At 39.8% G+C, this 17,296-nt stretch carries 13 protein-coding genes; 12 read left to right on the top strand and 1 reads right to left on the bottom strand.

The features are described from left to right. Nucleotides 1-20 precede the first annotated feature (20 nt). From QMA08_RS16130 to QMA08_RS16145, 5 genes are all read left to right on the top strand, one after another. Nucleotides 21-605, top strand: coding sequence for a VTT domain-containing protein (locus QMA08_RS16130; protein WP_149603152.1), 585 nt, complete (start codon nucleotides 21-23; stop codon nucleotides 603-605). Between the two features lie 106 nt (nucleotides 606-711). Next, nucleotides 712-987 (top strand): hypothetical protein, encoded by a 276-nt coding sequence (locus tag QMA08_RS20315; RefSeq protein ID WP_356783251.1) that lies wholly within the window; start codon nucleotides 712-714, stop codon nucleotides 985-987. A 21-nt stretch (nucleotides 988-1,008) separates the two neighbouring features. Continuing rightward, entirely contained in the window at nucleotides 1,009-1,617 is a 609-nt protein-coding gene (locus QMA08_RS16135; RefSeq protein ID WP_356783253.1) for a GGDEF domain-containing protein, read from the top strand. A gap of 163 nt (nucleotides 1,618-1,780) precedes the next feature. Further along, on the top strand, nucleotides 1,781-3,142 hold the full coding sequence (locus tag QMA08_RS16140; RefSeq protein WP_182737247.1) for a hypothetical protein: 1,362 nt from the start codon (nucleotides 1,781-1,783) through the stop codon (nucleotides 3,140-3,142). A 126-nt stretch (nucleotides 3,143-3,268) separates the two neighbouring features. Then, entirely contained in the window at nucleotides 3,269-5,914 is a 2,646-nt protein-coding gene (locus QMA08_RS16145; RefSeq protein ID WP_290174951.1) for a DUF2339 domain-containing protein, read from the top strand. Between the two features lie 102 nt (nucleotides 5,915-6,016). Here the strand turns inward: QMA08_RS16145 and QMA08_RS16150 are convergent, their stop codons facing one another. Continuing rightward, the gene (locus QMA08_RS16150; RefSeq protein WP_290174952.1) at nucleotides 6,017-9,457 is read right to left on the bottom strand and encodes a PAS-domain containing protein; all 3,441 of its coding nucleotides are present in this window, start codon (nucleotides 9,455-9,457) and stop codon (nucleotides 6,017-6,019) included. Between the two features lie 414 nt (nucleotides 9,458-9,871). Between QMA08_RS16150 and QMA08_RS16155 the strand changes: the two genes are divergently transcribed. From QMA08_RS16155 to epd, 7 genes are all read left to right on the top strand, one after another. Then, nucleotides 9,872-10,135, top strand: a complete 264-nt coding sequence (locus tag QMA08_RS16155; RefSeq protein ID WP_002961535.1) for a DUF4212 domain-containing protein — start codon at nucleotides 9,872-9,874, stop codon at nucleotides 10,133-10,135. A 10-nt stretch (nucleotides 10,136-10,145) separates the two neighbouring features. Next, a complete protein-coding gene (locus QMA08_RS16160; RefSeq protein ID WP_002961534.1) occupies nucleotides 10,146-11,870 on the top strand; it encodes a sodium:solute symporter family protein in 1,725 nt (574 codons plus the stop codon). 123 nt (nucleotides 11,871-11,993) lie between these two features. Beyond that, the gene (locus tag QMA08_RS16165; protein ID WP_290174953.1) at nucleotides 11,994-13,832 is read left to right on the top strand and encodes a DUF294 nucleotidyltransferase-like domain-containing protein; all 1,839 of its coding nucleotides are present in this window, start codon (nucleotides 11,994-11,996) and stop codon (nucleotides 13,830-13,832) included. 15 nt (nucleotides 13,833-13,847) lie between these two features. After that, nucleotides 13,848-14,471, top strand: a complete 624-nt coding sequence (locus tag QMA08_RS16170; RefSeq protein WP_290174954.1) for a 3'-5' exonuclease — start codon at nucleotides 13,848-13,850, stop codon at nucleotides 14,469-14,471. Nucleotides 14,472-14,609: 138 nt separating this feature from the next. Next, nucleotides 14,610-15,338 (top strand): SIMPL domain-containing protein, encoded by a 729-nt coding sequence (locus QMA08_RS16175; RefSeq protein WP_290174955.1) that lies wholly within the window; start codon nucleotides 14,610-14,612, stop codon nucleotides 15,336-15,338. 79 nt (nucleotides 15,339-15,417) lie between these two features. After that, nucleotides 15,418-16,080 (top strand): peroxiredoxin-like family protein, encoded by a 663-nt coding sequence (locus QMA08_RS16180; RefSeq protein ID WP_290174956.1) that lies wholly within the window; start codon nucleotides 15,418-15,420, stop codon nucleotides 16,078-16,080. Between the two features lie 178 nt (nucleotides 16,081-16,258). Next, nucleotides 16,259-17,275 (top strand): erythrose-4-phosphate dehydrogenase, encoded by a 1,017-nt coding sequence (epd, locus tag QMA08_RS16185; protein WP_002961528.1) that lies wholly within the window; start codon nucleotides 16,259-16,261, stop codon nucleotides 17,273-17,275. The last annotated feature ends 21 nt before the right edge of the window (nucleotides 17,276-17,296 follow it).

The raw sequence follows: 17,296 nt of genomic DNA on the forward strand, positions 1-17,296 counted from the left end.
ATAAGTGAAAAGGATTTACTATGGCAATTCAAAAAAAGCTAAAAGAAAAAACGCGTAATTTTATTGACTCTAAGCATATGCTTAGCGGTATTACAGTGGCGTCGTTTTTAGAGTCAACCATAGTTCCTATTCCACTTGAAGCAGTGCTTGTGCCTCTTATGCAGGCTCGTCGAGAAAAGCTATGGCTTATAGCATTAATGGCGACCTTGGGCTGCATAGTGGGGGCATTGTTTGGTTATGCATTGGGTTACTATTTATTTGATGCAGTAGGCGATTGGATTATTAATACACTCTCGAGCCCTGAGCAATTTGAAAACGTTAAACAAAAAATGCAAGATCAAGGCTTTTGGTTTGTAATAACACTGGGCATTGTGCCCATTCCATTTCAAATAGCGATGCTTGCAGCGGGCGCGACTAAGTACTCTATTTGGCTATTTTTATTGGCCTCAGGTATTGCGCGTTCTATTCGTTACTTTGGCCTGGCTATTATTGTTTATTATGCCGGTAATGAAGCTGAGCGAATTATTAGTAAACATAAAACTAAAGCGATGGTTGGTTTAACTATTTTAGTGTTGGGATTGTGGGGACTTAGTACCGTAGTTTAAGTTTAAGTTTAAATTTTGGGGGGGGATTACGGTTTTCATCTTCGTGATGGTTTTTATTATTGTGCTATAGTTTTCAAATGAAGTACTGAAAAACCTAGCAATTAATATGATTGAAACAGTAAAACTTACCGTTAAACTTTCTAACTTTTATAAAATGCCTTTGATCAATAAAGTTTTAAGTTTAGCTTTATTGATCTATATTGCTATTTTTTCAGCCTACTCCCTAACTAACTTTCCTCCCTTACAAGTTCAAAACAATGTGTACGGTTTTACTACCGATTTTATTAATTTAATTGCCATTATATTTCTGTTTTGGATGGTTCAATGCTCTGAGCTATCTAAAAAAGCATATATTTTTTCTAGTTTTGGTTTATTACTATAGAGTATTGGCATCACGGCAGACGTGCTTGATGAGTTAGTTGTGCAACCTTATTGGATAAGTATTTATTTTGAGGACTTATGCAGAACCAGCGGCATGCTTTTAACTTCCTATGGTTTATTTAAAACTATGCGCTTTGTACAAAGTATTAATAACCGATTAGCGCGTGAGCTCATTATTGACGATTTAACCAAGGTACATAATAGACGTTATTTTTATCAGCACGCTAAAGATGCTCAGCACTCACCTTACGTTATTTTAATTATCGATATAGACCACTTTAAAGCAATTAATGATGAGTTTGGTCATGATGTTGGTGATGTAATGCTTAAAGAACTAGCAACTAAATACGACAATGCTTTTACGCACCAAAACAAATTTGCTCGCCTCGGTGGTGAAGAGTTTGGTGGCTACTTTCCTACAAATAATATGACGCAAGCGTGTGATTTTTCGCAGCAATTAATTGACCTTGCGCACACCATAAATATTCAAAACTCTCGTCACTTAACAGTAAGTATAGGTGTTGCAATGCAAACGCCTAATGAGCCTTTAGATAAAGTAATGAAGCGCGCTGATCAAGCTTTATATTTAGCTAAGAAGAGTGGCCGAGATCGTTTTGAAATTGCCCCGTAAGCGTTTTAATTACATAAGAACACGTCCTTATTGTTTGCACATTTACTACACTTTTTAACGTTTTCGTAAGGAAATGTCAGTGAGGGTAATGCTTTGTAAATCATGAAATTAAAATAGAATGTTTGGGTCATAATGGAGATATTAATAATAAGGAATAACCTTAATGACCAACTCCCTTTTAAAAGCTGCATTACCCTTAAGTCTAATTACTATTTTGTCGGGCTGTGGCTCTGACGATAGCTCAAGCTCTACAGGTTACATCCAATTGTATAACGGCTCTTACAATAGCCCATACACACGTTTGTTTGTTGAAGAAACAGAGCGCTCAGGCGCTGATTTTGCTGATGTAACTACTCGCCATAACTACAGCACAGACACTTATGATGTAAGTTTTGAGTATCTAGATGCTAACGACAGCTATATAACAATTAGCGATCAAGAAATTTCTATTAAGGGTGACAAAACACAGTTAGTAGTAATGAGTGGTAACTTTGATGAGCCTACATTTACAGAGCTTAGCGTACCTATCTCAAGCGATACGGGTGAGTTTAACTTAGGGTTTTACAATATTGCAGGTGAGGATACTAACTACGATATTTACTTAGCAACTGATGATGGCGTATTTGAAAGCGCGACACTTTTTTCATCGGCTCAATATTTAAGTGAGTTAGATCTGCAAAGCGTTGATGAAGGTTATTACACTATTTACATAACAGAAGCGGGCAGCAGTGATGTTGTGTACGAGTCGTCATCTGTTTATTTATACGATGAAGCAAGTTATGTAGCAATGATCCGCCCAAGTTATGCAACAGAAGAGGGCGGTATTACGCTTGATGTAGTAACCGATAATAACTACGTTACTGAGCTTAAACATCAATCTGCCCTAGGGCAATTACGTTTTATAAATACCGTTGATGACTACTCGCCAGTAAGCTTTTCTGCTACACGCGGTACAACTGTAAATACAACAAATACAGTCGCTAGTGACTCTTATACCGATTATGTTGAACTTTCGCCTAATAGTTACAGCGTAGCGATGTACGACGAAGAAGGTACAAAACTAGCTGATAACTTTTTAATGACGCTAGAGCGTGAGCAAAGTGCGGTGGGTATTTTTTATAACGACGTTGATAACGGTTTACGTATGATGAGCGTTGAAGAAAATCTAACACCAAGCAGTTACAGCCATACGGTATCGGTTGTAAATCTAATTGAAAGCTACGCAGGGCAGTCGGTTTCAGATGTAGATGTGTACTTTACACTTAACGGCGAAACGGTAGACGACACCAGTAACGTAGTCGATGGCCTAGATAAGTATGACCAAGAAGAGCAGGTTGTAGATAACGAAATTTACACGGTTTATGTTGTATATGAAGACAACGGCCAGCAAATTGTGCTTATTCAACAAAGCGATATGGACTTTACACAAGAGGGTAACTACATATTGATTTTAGAACATGATGAAACAACAAGCTCAGGTTATAAGATGACCCTAGAGCGCACTATTACCGATAGTGTTGAATAAACCTAAGCATATTAAGTAGCATAAAGCCTAAGCACTTTAAGTACTTAGGCTTTTTTATTGAACAAAATTTACCTACTCATTAATAATTAGGTACACTCAGGGCATAATAATTAATAAGAGTGTGCCATGGATGATTTAGTTGGGTTAGCCGTCATAGTAATACTGGTTGTAGTTGCCGGTGCTATTTGCGGCTTAATAGCGCTAGTGCAGTTAAATGGATTAAAACAAGAAGTTGCTGTTTTAAGGGCCAAAATAACACATCTACAAGCACATAAATCGATATCGCAAAGTGAACCTCAAAGTGAAGCATCTACGGCTCAGGCAGCGCTTTCAAGATCAGAGCCAATTGCTCATAAAGCACAGCCAAACTTAACGTCCCAAAACGCGTCGCCACCTTTAATAAATCAGCTATCAGCGCCTCCTAAAAAAGCCAAACCAGCTGAAGCATCAGCCATAGAATTACTATTTAATAAATTGCGCGCAGGGTTTGAGCAAAACTGGATGACCTGGATAGGCGCAATAGCGCTTGCGTTTGGGGGCATCTTTTTAGCTAAATACAGCCTAGAAGCGGGATTATTATCGCCTGTAATGAGGCTGAGTTTAGGCGGCTTATTTGGGCTTGGCCTAATTGCAGCCGCAGCTTATTTACACCATAAACGCATTGTATTTGAAGGCTTTAATAATTACATACCCGCAGCGCTTGCAAGTGGCGGGTTTATTACTTGTTTTGCTTTAACGCTTTTAGCTTACAGCAGTTATGACATGCTGAGCCCTACCGTGGCATTTTTTACACTGGCAGTTATTGCAATTAGCGCAAGTGCTATGGCGCTTAGGTTAGGCCCATTATTGGCTGTATTAGGTATTATTGGCGCTTATAGTGTACCAATATGGGTTAGTACAGGCAGCGGTAACTTGTTTGCATTATTTATGTATGTTGGCTTTGTAAGTTTGTCGGCTGCGTTAGTTGCACATAAAGTGCAGCGAGCTTGGTTGTGGTATTTATTATGGGCAGGGCATATTGGTTGGTATTTAGTTGGTTTTACGCTACTTGAAGTTAATACCGTTTGGTTAATGGGGGCATTTGCTTTACTTAGTATTGTAGGGTTAATTGCTATACCGCGCTTAGGTCTAAAACTGAATGTTATTGAATATCGCCCGCACAGTTTAAAACGTTTACTTAAAGTGCTTCCAGATCATGCATTATTACTCGCCTTTATAGCACCCTTAATATTTACAATGCTAATAAGTCACTTTGATATGCAGTGGCAAACAATCGGCGTGTTGAGTATTGTATTGGTGTTGTTTTTAGTCCTTAAAAATAGCCGTTGGGATATTTGGCAGGGCGTAGCGTTAGTTATTTCAACGCTATTAGTTATAAGTGCTGAAAGCACGCATCTTTCGCCAAACCTATTTGATGACGCCCTCTTTATATTCAAAAATGAATACGGTTTGGGTTTATTACTCGGATTGTTACTTACCGCTTTTGGGCTTTATTACGGTAAAAAACAGATTAAGCGTTTAGCGTTTCATATTACGGGGGCATTTAGTGTATTTGTAATGATAGCTACTTTATATACGCTTATTCCTAATTCTGCGTTAAGTACTGCATATCCATTTTGGGCCGTTGTATTGTTTGTAGTGGCGGCTATTTTAATAAAGCTCGCGCAACATAATACAACGCTATTTCAGCGTTTTACTTATTGGGTAGGCGCTAATGCCAATATTACGTTAGCAATTACCATGCTACTAAGTGACAGCGGCCTAACCATTGCTCTTGCTGTACAAGTATTACTTATAAGCGTACTTATTAAACGCTATAGCGTGCCTATGCCACATTGGCCTATAAAAGCCTTGGTTGCTGCGTTATTACTGCGCCTTACGCTTTCACCTTGGACGCCAAGTTACGATGCACTCACGGTATTTGGTTTGCATTGGAGCATAGTGGTTTACCCGTTATGCATTGCGTTATTTTTTGCCGCAGCTAAGTGCTTTGACTCATCAAAACTTAAAATATGGTTAGAAGGTGCAGCCCTTCATTGTTTAGCGCTTTTTATTACAACCGAAACAAGTTATCAGTTAGTAGGACATTATCCGCAATTTGATTCACTTAATTTTTATGAACAAATACTCCTTACCTGTAACTGGCTGGCATTAGGGTGCGTGTATTTACATAGAGCAAAACTTGCCGGTACTTTAGCTAAGTTATACCAAGTGGCGGGCTTTGCACTTGTAGGGTTAGCAGGGCTTTTTGCTATTAAAACACTGCTTGACGATAACCCATTATTTGAATCACTTTACATAGGTGAGCTGCCAATAGTTAACTGGTTATTACTATTGTGGTTAGTTCCTGCAGGATTAACGCTTTGGCTGGCCAAGCTTGTAAAACCAATAAATGCTAAAGCTACGCCACTTATATTGGCCGTTGCAGGTGGCTTTATATTATTGGCAATAAACAGCTTTATTCGTCAGTACTGGCAAGGGCCTTATATTTACTTATCCAAAGGGGCGAGCAATGCAGAGCTTTATAGTTACTCTGTTATTTGGTTAGTATTGGGTGCGGGTACTGTTATTTTTGGTCATTTAAAAAATCAATTATTAATACAAAAAATAGGCCTAGGCATACTAGCTGCAGTTATTGTTAAAGTGTTTTTAATTGATATGGCTAACTTGGAGGGCTTACTTAAAGCGCTTTCGTTTATTGGATTAGGGCTTTCGTTGGTGGGGCTAAGTTGGTTGTTCCAAAAGCTTAGAAGCCGAGTAAATCCAGTTTAATTTTATGAGCACTTTATAAAGCAAAGCCCAGTGAAGATACTGGGCTTTTTGTTTTACGCTATTACTTGATAGCTTTTAACTAGAATACTTTTTACTCGCTTATTATGTACTGTGATTAAGCAGTGCCTTTAGTTTGCCCGGTTTAATTGGCTTACTTAAATAATGAATATTAGCGGCTTTGGTTTCTTGTTTAAGCTCGGTGTCGCGCACTGCGGTAATTAAAATAGCAGGGACTTGGCTTTGCCAAATTTCGCGCAGGGTTTTAATTAGCGTTATGCCATCGCAGTCATTGCCTAATTGGTAGTCCATTAAAATAACATCGGGTGCACCGTTTTCTTTAGCGTGCGCCAGTACATTATTTACATTATCAAATAGCGTGTAATTAGCTTGCCACTTTTTAAGTAAGCTTGCCATTGCAGCTAGGTTTTCAGGGTCGTCGTCTACGGCAACAATATTAATTGCTGCACGGTTTTCTATTAGGCTGTTTGTAGTACTTTTTTGTTGTACAAACTGCTCTTCGCCATAAGGTACTTCAATGCTAAAGCGGCTACCTTTATTAGGTTCAGAATGCACATCAAGCGGCAAGCTTAGTAAGTCAGCCATACGTTTTACAACACCTAAGCCTAAGCCTACGCCTTTGTTATCGCCCGACTCAACACGGTAAAAGTCGTTAAATATTTTAGCTTGCTCTACTTCGCTAATACCTGGGCCTGTATCCCATACTTCTATTCGTAAATTATGCTTTCGGTTCCTGCAGGCAATTAATACACGGCCATTATCGGTGTATTTAACTGCATTAGAGACCAAGTTTTGAATAATTCGGCGCAAATAGGTTATATCGCTGTGCACGACCTGATGGTTTGAACGCACACTAAGTTTAAGACCTTTATCACTTGATAAAATAGCGTATTCACTTTGCAGTGGGGCTAAAATATCTTCAATATAAAAGTGGCGAGGGGTAGGGGTCATAGCGCCTTGCTCTAGCTTGGCTATTTCAAGCAATGCCGACATTAAATGCACGGTTGAATCGAGACTGTCGCCTAGTTTTTCAAAGCTGTTTTGGTTAGTGCTGTCGAGCTGTTTTTCGTCAATGGCGGCAAGGTATAAACGTGCTGCATTTAACGGCTGTAAAATGTCGTGGCTCGCTAGTGCTAAAAAGCGCGTTTTACTGTCGTTGGCTTGCTCTGCTTCTCGTTTAGCTAAGGTAAGTGCTTGCTCGGTTTGTACACGGCTATCTATTTGAGCTTGTAAGTCTTTATTAATAGTTTGCACTTCTTGAGTACGTGCTTCTATGCGGTTTTCAAGATCCATGTTTACTTCTTCAAGCGCATTTTGCGTACTTATGTGGTTTGTAATATCTGAAAAGCTGGTAACAAATCCGCCATCGGGCAGCGGATTACCAATCATTTCGTATACTTGGCCATTACGACGGTGGCGAATAAAATGATGCGAGCTGCCATATTTTAAATGCTGTACACGTTTTTCTACTTGGCGTTCTATTTCACCAGGGCCACATTCACCACGGTTAGCGTTGTATCTAATAATGTCTTCTATGGGTTGGCCTACTTCTAAAAAGCCTTCAGGGTAGCCAAACATTTCATTGTAGCGTTTGTTCCATGCAACGAGTTTTAAATCTTTATCAACAACTGAAATACCATGGCTTAAATTTTCGAGTGAGGTAAATAACAGATTTTGATTAAATTGCAGCGCTTGTGTGGTTTCGTCAAAAAAGTTTACTACTTCTTCAAACGCCATACGTTTACCCGACGATACCGTATGTATTAACGCTTGCGCTGACGATGCGCCAAGCACGCCCGTTAATGCGCGTTCGCAGTAAGCTATAAATTCAGGCTCTGGGTGTGCGTTGTTATCGCTTAAATGATGGGCGAGTGCGTAATGGGCCAATACTTGTTGGCTGCGCTGAATCCCTAGAAATGTTTGCAGTAGTATTTTAAAGTCGTAAACGGTGGCTTTTACGTCTTTATTTAAGCGCCTTGATAAAATAGCCTGATCTTTAGGGTTAACAAAAGCAGCGGCCTGAATTTTATCAATTAAGCGCTCCTCAGCCCCAAGTGAAAAACTAATATAACAACCAATATTGGCAAACAAAGCTATCAATGTTCCACGCGTTATAAGCGTTTGTTGCAGCTCGCTATCAAGGGTTGTGCCGGCATCGAGTATTGGCAGCATTAAAAATAGTATCCAGCAAATAAAGCCTGCTACTAAACCCGCATACACCCCATAAGCATGACCTTTTCGCCAATATAAACCACCCACAATAGAGGGCAGCAATTGGGTAACAAGTGAAAACGCCACCAAGCCCATACTGGCCAGTGCGCTACTATGGCCAAACCATTGCTGATAGAAATAGGCCAAAATTAATATGCCTGCAATAGCAAAGCGCCTTACAAGTAATATACGAGACTTATAACTGCTGGTAATTAAGTTACGTTTAAACTTTCTACGTAGCATTAACGGCAGTACCACATCGTTTGAAATCATCGTGCTTAATGTAAGCGTTGCTACCACTATCATTGCAGTGGCGGCCGATAGTCCACCTATAAATACAAAGGTGGTTAAAAAAGCGTTGTCGTTGATTAGCGGTAGGGCAAGTACAAAGCTGTCGGGTGAATAGCCGCTGCCAATTTCAGGATGAATGGCCGCAGTCGCAATAGGTAAAATCATTGCGGCTGTTAGTAATAAATACAGCGGGAAAGCCCAGCGAGCGGTAAGTAAGTGGCGTTTGTTTTGGTTGTCGACCACGGTTACATGAAACTGGCGAGGCAAACATATAATAGCCGCTGCAGCCATTAAAGACTGGCCAATAAAGTTAAAGCTAAAAAAGTTAAAATCGCTCCAGTGACCCCAAATAGACTCAGTTACTTTGTTCGTGGTGGCTTCAGGTAAATTAAAAAGTGTAAATACTGCAAGCCCCGCAACGGCAATAAGAGCAATAAGTTTGATCATAGATTCAAATGCAACAGCGAGCATTAAGCCAGAGCGATATTCAGTTACATCAACTTTGCGAGTACCAAAAAATATAGCAAATAAAGCCATAATTAGTGTGGCAGAAAGCGCGAGCATATCGCCGGATATTTTATTACTGTTTTGCAAAAGTAAAAAGCTTGTACTAAGCGCTTTTAATTGCAGTGCAATGTAGGGAATGGTTGCCAGTAATGCGATTACAGTAACCATTATTGCTGTAGTTTGACGTTTGCCGTAACGAGCTGAAATAAAGTCAGCAATAGTCGTTATGTTTTGTTTTTTACTTACCAGTACCAGCTTACGTAAAAATCCTTGGCCGAATAAAAACAGCAATGCAGGGCCTAATAATATTGGCAAGTAACTCCAACTGCTGGTGGCGGCTGTTCCCACCGAACCGTAATAAGTCCAAGAGGTACAGTAAATCCCGAGTGAGAGTGAATACACAAAAGGGTGATGGCTAATACGCTTTGCCAAAGGGGTTGTTTTATCGCCCCAATTGGCAAGCCAAAACAGCACACCTATATAACTTAAAGCAACAATAATGAGTACGGCAGTCATGTTGTTATTAAACCTTATTATTTTAAATAGTCCCTCATCCCTATGAGGGATTAACACAATACCAGAACTGGGGTTAAGTGTGAGGGTTGAATTTAAAATAAAACTTTTATTTTATTTATATCTTATTGAATATTAACAGTAAAAATAAAACACCCTTGAGCATTAGACTAATGTCGCATTAATGACCAACTTATCAATTTAATCATAAAGCCAGCTTACAAAAACAGCCTAAGTAATTGAAATAATATAAAAATATATAAAACACGCTTGAATGATAAATACAGTTTACGTAAACGTTAACAGGCTGTTACGACTATGGTCTCAATTCAATATGTAACCAGCGTTGCTAAATTGGTAAGCGAAGATAAAAAACCACTCATCGCGATATTGCGGTGCTTAAAGGGGAAAACAAAAATGGCTTTTAAAGATGAAGAACAAGCAAAAGCTTATTGGGCAGAAAACATTTCGCTGTTATTTAAACTGTTAGCAGTGTGGTTTGTCGTGTCTTTTGGCTTTGGCATATTACTGGTTGATGTACTTAATGAAGTACGTTTTTTTGGGTTTAAACTTGGCTTCTGGTTCGCCCAGCAAGGCGCGATTTATACCTTTGTTGCTTTGATTTTTGTGTACGTTTTCAAAATGAATACGTTAGATAAAAAATACGGCGTAGACGAATAGGAGCTAAGCAATGGATGTTCAAACACTCACGTTTTTAATTGTTGGTTTAAGCTTTGCGCTTTATATCGGCATAGCAATATGGGCCCGAGCGGGTTCAACCAAAGAGTTTTATGTAGCGGGCGGCGGCGTACCTCCTCTTGCTAATGGTATGGCAACAGCTGCCGATTGGATGAGCGCCGCGTCGTTTATTTCAATGGCGGGTATTATTTCGTTTGCAGGTTACGATGGCAGTGTTTACTTAATGGGGTGGACAGGTGGTTATGTACTATTAGCCATGTGTTTAGCGCCTTACTTACGTAAATTCGGCAAGTTTACTGTGCCAGACTTTATTGGCGACCGTTACTATTCACGTACCGCGCGTTTAGTGGCTATTTTTTGTGCCATATTCATTTGTTTCACTTATATAGCAGGACAAATGCGTGGCGTAGGCGTGGTATTTTCACGCTTTTTAGAAGTAGAAATTGAAACCGGTGTTTACATTGGTATGGTGATTGTATTCTTTTATGCGGTACTTGGCGGCATGAAAGGCATTACCTACACACAAGTAGCGCAGTATTGTGTACTTGTATTTGCCTACCTTGTACCAGCCATTTTTATCTCGATGATGATGACGGGTCATTTCTTCCCACAAACCGGTTTTGGTGCCACATTAATTGGCAGCGATGGCGTGTACGTACTTGATAAACTAGACGGCTTAAGTGCTGAGCTTGGTTTTGCACAATATACCGAAGGCTCTAAGAGCATGATTGACGTGTTCGCTATTACTGGTGCGTTAATGGTAGGTACTGCTGGTTTACCACATGTAATTGTACGCTTTTTCACTGTACCTCGCGTAAAAGACACACGTATTTCTGCAGCATGGACACTTGTGTTCATCGCGATTGTTTACACAACAGCACCTGCGGTTGCAGCCTTTGCTCGTGTAAACATGGTTGATACTATTAATGGTAAAGACGGTAGCGGTACAGCTTACGCAGAAGCACCAGGATGGATTAAAAACTGGGAACGCACAGGTTTAATTACATTTGATGATAAAAACGGCGATGGCAAAATGTTCTACACGGCGGGTAAAATCACCGATCCGAACAGTGCTAACGAAGTAAATGTAGACCGCGACATTATGGTATTAGCAAATCCAGAAATTGCTAATTTACCAGCATGGGTAATCGCACTTGTAGCTGCCGGTGGTATTGCCGCTGCACTGTCTACAACAGCAGGTTTACTATTGGTTATTTCGACCTCCGTTTCGCACGATTTACTCAAGCGAACCCTCAAGCCCGACATTACCGACAAGCAAGAGTTACTTGCAGCGAGGTTGGCAGCCATGGTCGCTATTGTTATCTCCGCGTACTTTGGTATTAACCCGCCTGGATTTGTGGCATCGGTAGTGGCATTTGCCTTCGGCTTGGCGGCAGCGAGTTTCTTCCCAGCAATTATTATGGGTATATTCTCTAAAACAATGAACCGAGAGGGCGCAATTGCAGGCATGGTAACGGGTATTGGCTTTACCGCTGCGTATATCATCTTCTTCAAGTTTGTAAGCCCAGAGCTAAACAATCCTGAACATTGGTTTTTAGGTATTTCGCCTGAAGGTATTGGCTTAATTGGTATGATTATTAACTTTGTAGTAGCTGCAGTTGTTCTTAAATTTACTCAAGCTACACCTATTGAAATTCAAGAAATGGTAGAAGGTATTCGTAATCCTAAAGGGTCAGCTGAAGCGCACGATCACTAGGCAACATTTATAGATATAGTAAAAAAACATAAAGCACCCAAAGCCTGACTTTAGTCGGGCTTTTTATTTGTTTAATAAATAAGTACATTAGATTGGTACATCACCATTTAAAGAGCGAATACAATGAGTGTAGAACAACAAGAAATAGCCCAATATGTTTGTTTGCAAGCGCCTTTTAGTATGCTTGATAGCAGCGCATGCGAATACTTTGTAAATCATCTTGATATTATTTACCTTACCCGCGAAAACCAAACTCAGTGGTTACAAAGTGAAAACCCTAAACTATTTTTAATTCGCTCTGGTTTGTACGACCTAGTTGATGGCAAGGGCGATGTTGTTACGCGCTTAGCGCAAGGTGACTATTTTGGTTTTCCGTCGCTGTTAACCGGTGAGGCAATTCAAAATAGGTTAGAAGTACAAAAAGAGGGCATAGTGTATATGCTCTCTCAAACGCATTTTGATTTTTTACGCAGAGAATATAAATCGTTTGAGCAATACTTTGTACGCGCTCATGCTAACCGGTTGTTGTCATCGCATTATAAAAGTAAAAACGATAGCTGGTCGGAACGTAAAATATCAGAGCTGATGACGCGCACAGCAATTACGCTTACGCCCGATGCAAGTATTAGGCAAAGCGCTAAAAAAATGAAAGAGCATGGTGTGTCGTCAATAATGATAACGCAGCACGCGCACTTAGTAGGGGTGGTGACCGACCGCGATTTACGCAACCGAGTACTTGCCGACGAGGTAGATCCACAAGACGCAGTAAGCAGTATTATGACCGCCAAACCTAAGTTTATATTTGAAAATAACCGGGTGTTTTCGGCGCTGCACTTAATGCTTAAATACAATATTCACCATTTGCCCGTGCTTGACGAAAACCATAACCCGATAGGGATGATAACCAGCACCGATTTACTGCGCCAACAAAAAAGTGACCCCGTACAGCTTATTGGGCGCATATATAAAGCGCACACTGTTACTGATTTAAAACGCTACGCTAAAGAAATTCCCGAACTTTTGCGTAGTTTTTCATACAACATTGACGACATATCGCTAATTGGTAAATTACTCAGTGGTTTAACCGATGCGCTTACATCGCGCCTGATTCACTTATTTCAAGAAGAGCATGGCGCAGCGCCAACCAGCTTTAGTTTTATTTGCTTTGGCTCGCAAGCACGCGAAGAACAAACCCTGCATTCAGATCAAGATAACGGCTTATTACTCCCTAACGACTTAACCACCGAGCAACACGCTTACTTTAAAAGTATGGGGGAGTTTGTATGCGAGAATTTAGTTGAGTGCGGCATTAGGCGTTGCCCAGGTAATATTATGGCAAGCAGTGATGAGTGCCGTATGAGCGTAAACGACTGGAGCGAGCGCTTTTTTAAATGGATAAAAAGCCCCACACCCAATGCAATGCTTAACTGTAAGATATTTTTTGACCTGCGATTTATTGAAGGTTCAAACGCTTTATACACGGCTTTTTGCGAGCAACTAATTCGTATATCGCGTAACGACTTATTCTATGCCGCAATGGCAACCGACATAAGCAGCAACAGCGTGCCAATTGGTTTATTTAATAAATTTAAAACAGAAAAAACAGATCAAAATAATAAATACATAGATTTAAAAAAACGCGGTGTTGTAATTATAAATGACATAGTGCGGTTATACGCTTTAAAAGCGGGTATTAGGCGCGCCAACACGCAAGAGCGATTAGACGCACTATTAAAACATAAACTGATCAGCAAAGAAGATATATACAACCTAAAAGACTGTTGGCGGTTCTTAACGCAGCTTCGCTTGAGTACACAAATAAACGAAGAAGGCTTACCGAGTAATTGTATTAATCCTAATAAATTAAACTCACTAGAGCGCCATCAGCTAAAAGAAGCGTTTTACCTTGTTAAACAAGCGCAGCAAGCCGCCGCGTTTAAGTTTGCTCGTGGCAGTTTATAATGATGGATTACTAACATGGGAAAAAAGCTGCTCACTCGGTATTTAAAGCGCCGTAAATTACTAGGCAAAAATGCCTTACAACAACGTTATTTGGTGATTGATTTAGAGCTCACTGGCCTTGATGCAAAACAGCACGAAATTGTATCGGTAGCGTGGGTGATAATAGATAACCAATGTATAAAAATGAGCGAGTCGCAGCACCTTATAAATAAAGACGTAAAAAGCCTTGAGCAAAGTCCTGTTTTTCATGGGATTAGCGACGATGCTATAGCAAAGGGGCTAAGCCTAAACAGTATATTAATACAATTAAGTAACCATTTTAGCGACTGTATTTTAGTGTTTCATAATGCCATGCTCGATTGGGGCTTTTTAAAAATAGCCTTAAAAAATGCCAATATAACAACGCGGCCTAAACTGATACTCGACACACTCCATATTGAGAAAAAGCGCTTACTCCATCATTCAACTGAAATAAAACAAGATGATTTAACCCTTAATGCTTGCCGCACACGTTATGAGTTACCAAGCTATCATTGCCATCACGCACTGACCGATGCACAAGCCACTGCCGAGTTACTGCTAGCCCAGTGCCATCAAATAAGCCGTGGCAAAGAGTTAAAAGTAGGCGAGTTGATGTAGGTTGGCTGTAGGCGGGGCTTTATGCCGCGCGAGATAAACTCCCGCCTACAATAAAGAGCAGTTTACTTTTATTGTTATCCGTATAACTATAGGTACAGTTACGTAATCATTATCTAACTAATCACTTCAAGGACGATCATGAAACTCATCACTGCCATTTTCTTAACCTTATTCCCACTCATCACTTTTGCTAATTCAAGTTTGCCTACAAGCCGTCAAATTTCGGTTCAAGGGACTGCAGAGGTGCTTGCCAATCCTGATATCGCTAAAATACTATTTCAAATTATAAGTATTAAAAACGAACCTTTAGCAGCTAAGAACGATCTTGATAATAAAGTTAATTTACTAATTGATGGACTAAATCAATTTGAAATAACTGCCGATGATGTAGTTGCCTCAAGTGTTAAAGTTGAAAAAACGGGTATGGATTACATTGAAACAGGGCATCAGACTCCCGCTGAATACGCAGCTATAAGGACCTTTGAAGTAACACTAAAAAATATTGAAAGAGTGAATGATTTAAGTGATTTTTTATTGATTTTAAAAGTAAATGCGATTCAAAATACTGAGTTTTTATCTTCAAAAGCTGAGCTGTTACAAGCACAAGCTACACAACAAGCACTTAATAACGCAAAAGAAAAAGCAAATATGCTTGCTAACTCCTTTGGTACAAAAGTGGGTGAAGTACGCACAATTAGCTCAACTCAAAAAAGCGTTTACAGTGGTTTTGGTACAGCGGTTAAAAAAATAGATAGAGTAAATCCAATAAGCGATTCATTTCCTAAAGCTCGCAAAAATTATCTACAACAAACGGTAAGCTTTAAATCATCAATAAACGTGGTGTTTGATTTAGAGGTAGATGAATAAGCTAAAATTTTCATTCCGAATACATTTTCATAATGTAAGCTGGCTTTAAGTTTTTGATTAATTTGAAGGTAGCGATACTATGAGCGATGAAAGCAACACATTAAAAGCACAAACTGAGGCAAAAATAGCAGCAGGGCGCAAAGGTAATCCTGATTTTATGAAAGGTGTTGATGAAACGATTGCACAAGCAAAAGCGTTTCAACAAGGTGCTAATGCACTTGATTTAAACCAAATCGCACCAAGTTTTGAGTTACCAAATCAACATGGTCAATCGGTGGACTTAACTGAGTTACTTGCTAAAGGGCCTGTGGTTGTTACTTTTTATCGTGGAAGTTGGTGTCCGTACTGTAATTTACACCTCAAAGCGCTTCAAGCACGTTTACCTGAAATTCACGCATTAGGCGCACAATTGGTAGCTATTAGCCCGCAAGTACCCGATGGCTCAATGAGCGAAAGCGATATAAGTAAAATGGATTTTTTAGTGCTGAGTGATCAAAATGCCGATGTAGCAGCAAGCTACGGAGTAGCATGGCAAGTACCCACATTTTTACTCGAGCATATGCGAGTAGACCGAGGCTTAGATTTAGAGTCGGTTAACAATGGCAATAGTAGTGTTTTACCGATCCCTGCCACCTTTGTTTTAGATAAACAAGGTAAAGTGACTTGGCGTTATGTTGATGTTGATTATCGTACTCGTTCTGAGCCAGAAGATATAATTAACGCTTTGAAAAATTTAGTATAAAAAACTTAATTTTAAAAGTCAGACCCCTCGAAGAGCTTGCAATGCCTAAGCTCTTTAACCTTAATTTAAAGTTTCTAATGCTTCCCTCTTATAATCAGATGCAAGGTCGATTACAATACAGACATCTAAAAGGCGTATTGCCTTTATCTGCACGCTAAAAGAGTGGATTTTATATTTCATGGCAATCAAACTTGCAATTAATGGTTTTGGTCGTATTGGTCGAAATATTGTCCGCGCGTTATACGAGTCTGGTTTGAGCGACGATATAAAAATTGTTGCGATTAACGAACTTGCTGATCCTGAAGCTATTGCTCATTTATTAAAATACGACACATCCCACGGTCGTTTTTCTTTTCCTGTAAAACTTGGTGAAGACACCATTAGTGTTGCAGGCGATACCATTGCACTTTTTTGTGAAGAAAACCCAATTGAATTACCTTGGCAAACGCTCGATGTAGACGTTGTACTTGAATGTACGGGTGTTTATCACTCGCGTGAACATGCGCAGTTACATATTACCGCAGGCGCTAAAAAGGTGTTGTTTTCGCATCCGGCCGATAACGATGTTGATGCTACGATTGTGTATGGCATTAACGACGATGAGCTTAAAAGCGAGCACACAATTGTTTCTAACGGATCGTGTACAACTAACTGTGTTGTGCCGGTTATTAAAGTATTAGATGATGCATTTGGTATTGAGTCGGGCGCTATTACAACGATTCATGCGTCGATGAACGATCAACAAGTGATTGATGGTTATCATCATGATTTACGCCGTACTCGCGCTGCAAGCCAATCAATTATTCCAGTTGATACAAAGCTCGCCCGTGGTATAGACCGTATTTTACCTAAATTTAAAGGCCGTTTTGAAGCCATCGCCGTACGTGTACCAACTATAAATGTCACGGCAATGGATTTAAGTGTAACGGTTAATACCGATGTAGATTTAAATGCAGTAAATAATGCACTTAAAGCACAAGCAAAAGACCGCTTAGAAGGTATTTTAAGTTATACCGAAGAGCCGCTTGTATCGGTTGATTTTAATCACGACCCACATTCTTGTATTATTGATGGCACACAAACACGTGTTAGTCATAAACGACTGATAAAGTTATTAGTATGGTGTGATAACGAATGGGGTTTTGCTAATCGTATGCTCGACACAGCGCGTGCTATGATGGCAGTGAATAAGTAATTTATTAATATAATAATTTTA

The organism is Pseudoalteromonas sp. APC 3355 (assembly GCF_030407615.1).
Lineage (GTDB): Bacteria > Pseudomonadota > Gammaproteobacteria > Enterobacterales > Alteromonadaceae > Pseudoalteromonas > Pseudoalteromonas distincta.

What these genes read in the sequence shown, in the direction of transcription:
- epd (WP_002961528.1), top strand. Translation starts at nt 16,259, where the DNA reads ATGGCAATCAAACTTGCAATTAATGGTTTTGGTCGTATTGGTCGAAAT.
- QMA08_RS16180 (WP_290174956.1), top strand. Translation starts at nt 15,418, where the DNA reads ATGAGCGATGAAAGCAACACATTAAAAGCACAAACTGAGGCAAAAATA.
- QMA08_RS16140 (WP_182737247.1), top strand. Translation starts at nt 1,781, where the DNA reads ATGACCAACTCCCTTTTAAAAGCTGCATTACCCTTAAGTCTAATTACT.
- QMA08_RS16160 (WP_002961534.1), top strand. Translation starts at nt 10,146, where the DNA reads ATGGATGTTCAAACACTCACGTTTTTAATTGTTGGTTTAAGCTTTGCG.
- QMA08_RS16165 (WP_290174953.1), top strand. Translation starts at nt 11,994, where the DNA reads ATGAGTGTAGAACAACAAGAAATAGCCCAATATGTTTGTTTGCAAGCG.
- QMA08_RS16145 (WP_290174951.1), top strand. Translation starts at nt 3,269, where the DNA reads ATGGATGATTTAGTTGGGTTAGCCGTCATAGTAATACTGGTTGTAGTT.
- QMA08_RS16150 (WP_290174952.1), bottom strand. Translation starts at nt 9,457, where the DNA reads ATGACTGCCGTACTCATTATTGTTGCTTTAAGTTATATAGGTGTGCTG.
- QMA08_RS16155 (WP_002961535.1), top strand. Translation starts at nt 9,872, where the DNA reads ATGGCTTTTAAAGATGAAGAACAAGCAAAAGCTTATTGGGCAGAAAAC.
- QMA08_RS16175 (WP_290174955.1), top strand. Translation starts at nt 14,610, where the DNA reads ATGAAACTCATCACTGCCATTTTCTTAACCTTATTCCCACTCATCACT.
- QMA08_RS20315 (WP_356783251.1), top strand. Translation starts at nt 712, where the DNA reads ATGATTGAAACAGTAAAACTTACCGTTAAACTTTCTAACTTTTATAAA.
- QMA08_RS16130 (WP_149603152.1), top strand. Translation starts at nt 21, where the DNA reads ATGGCAATTCAAAAAAAGCTAAAAGAAAAAACGCGTAATTTTATTGAC.
- QMA08_RS16170 (WP_290174954.1), top strand. Translation starts at nt 13,848, where the DNA reads ATGGGAAAAAAGCTGCTCACTCGGTATTTAAAGCGCCGTAAATTACTA.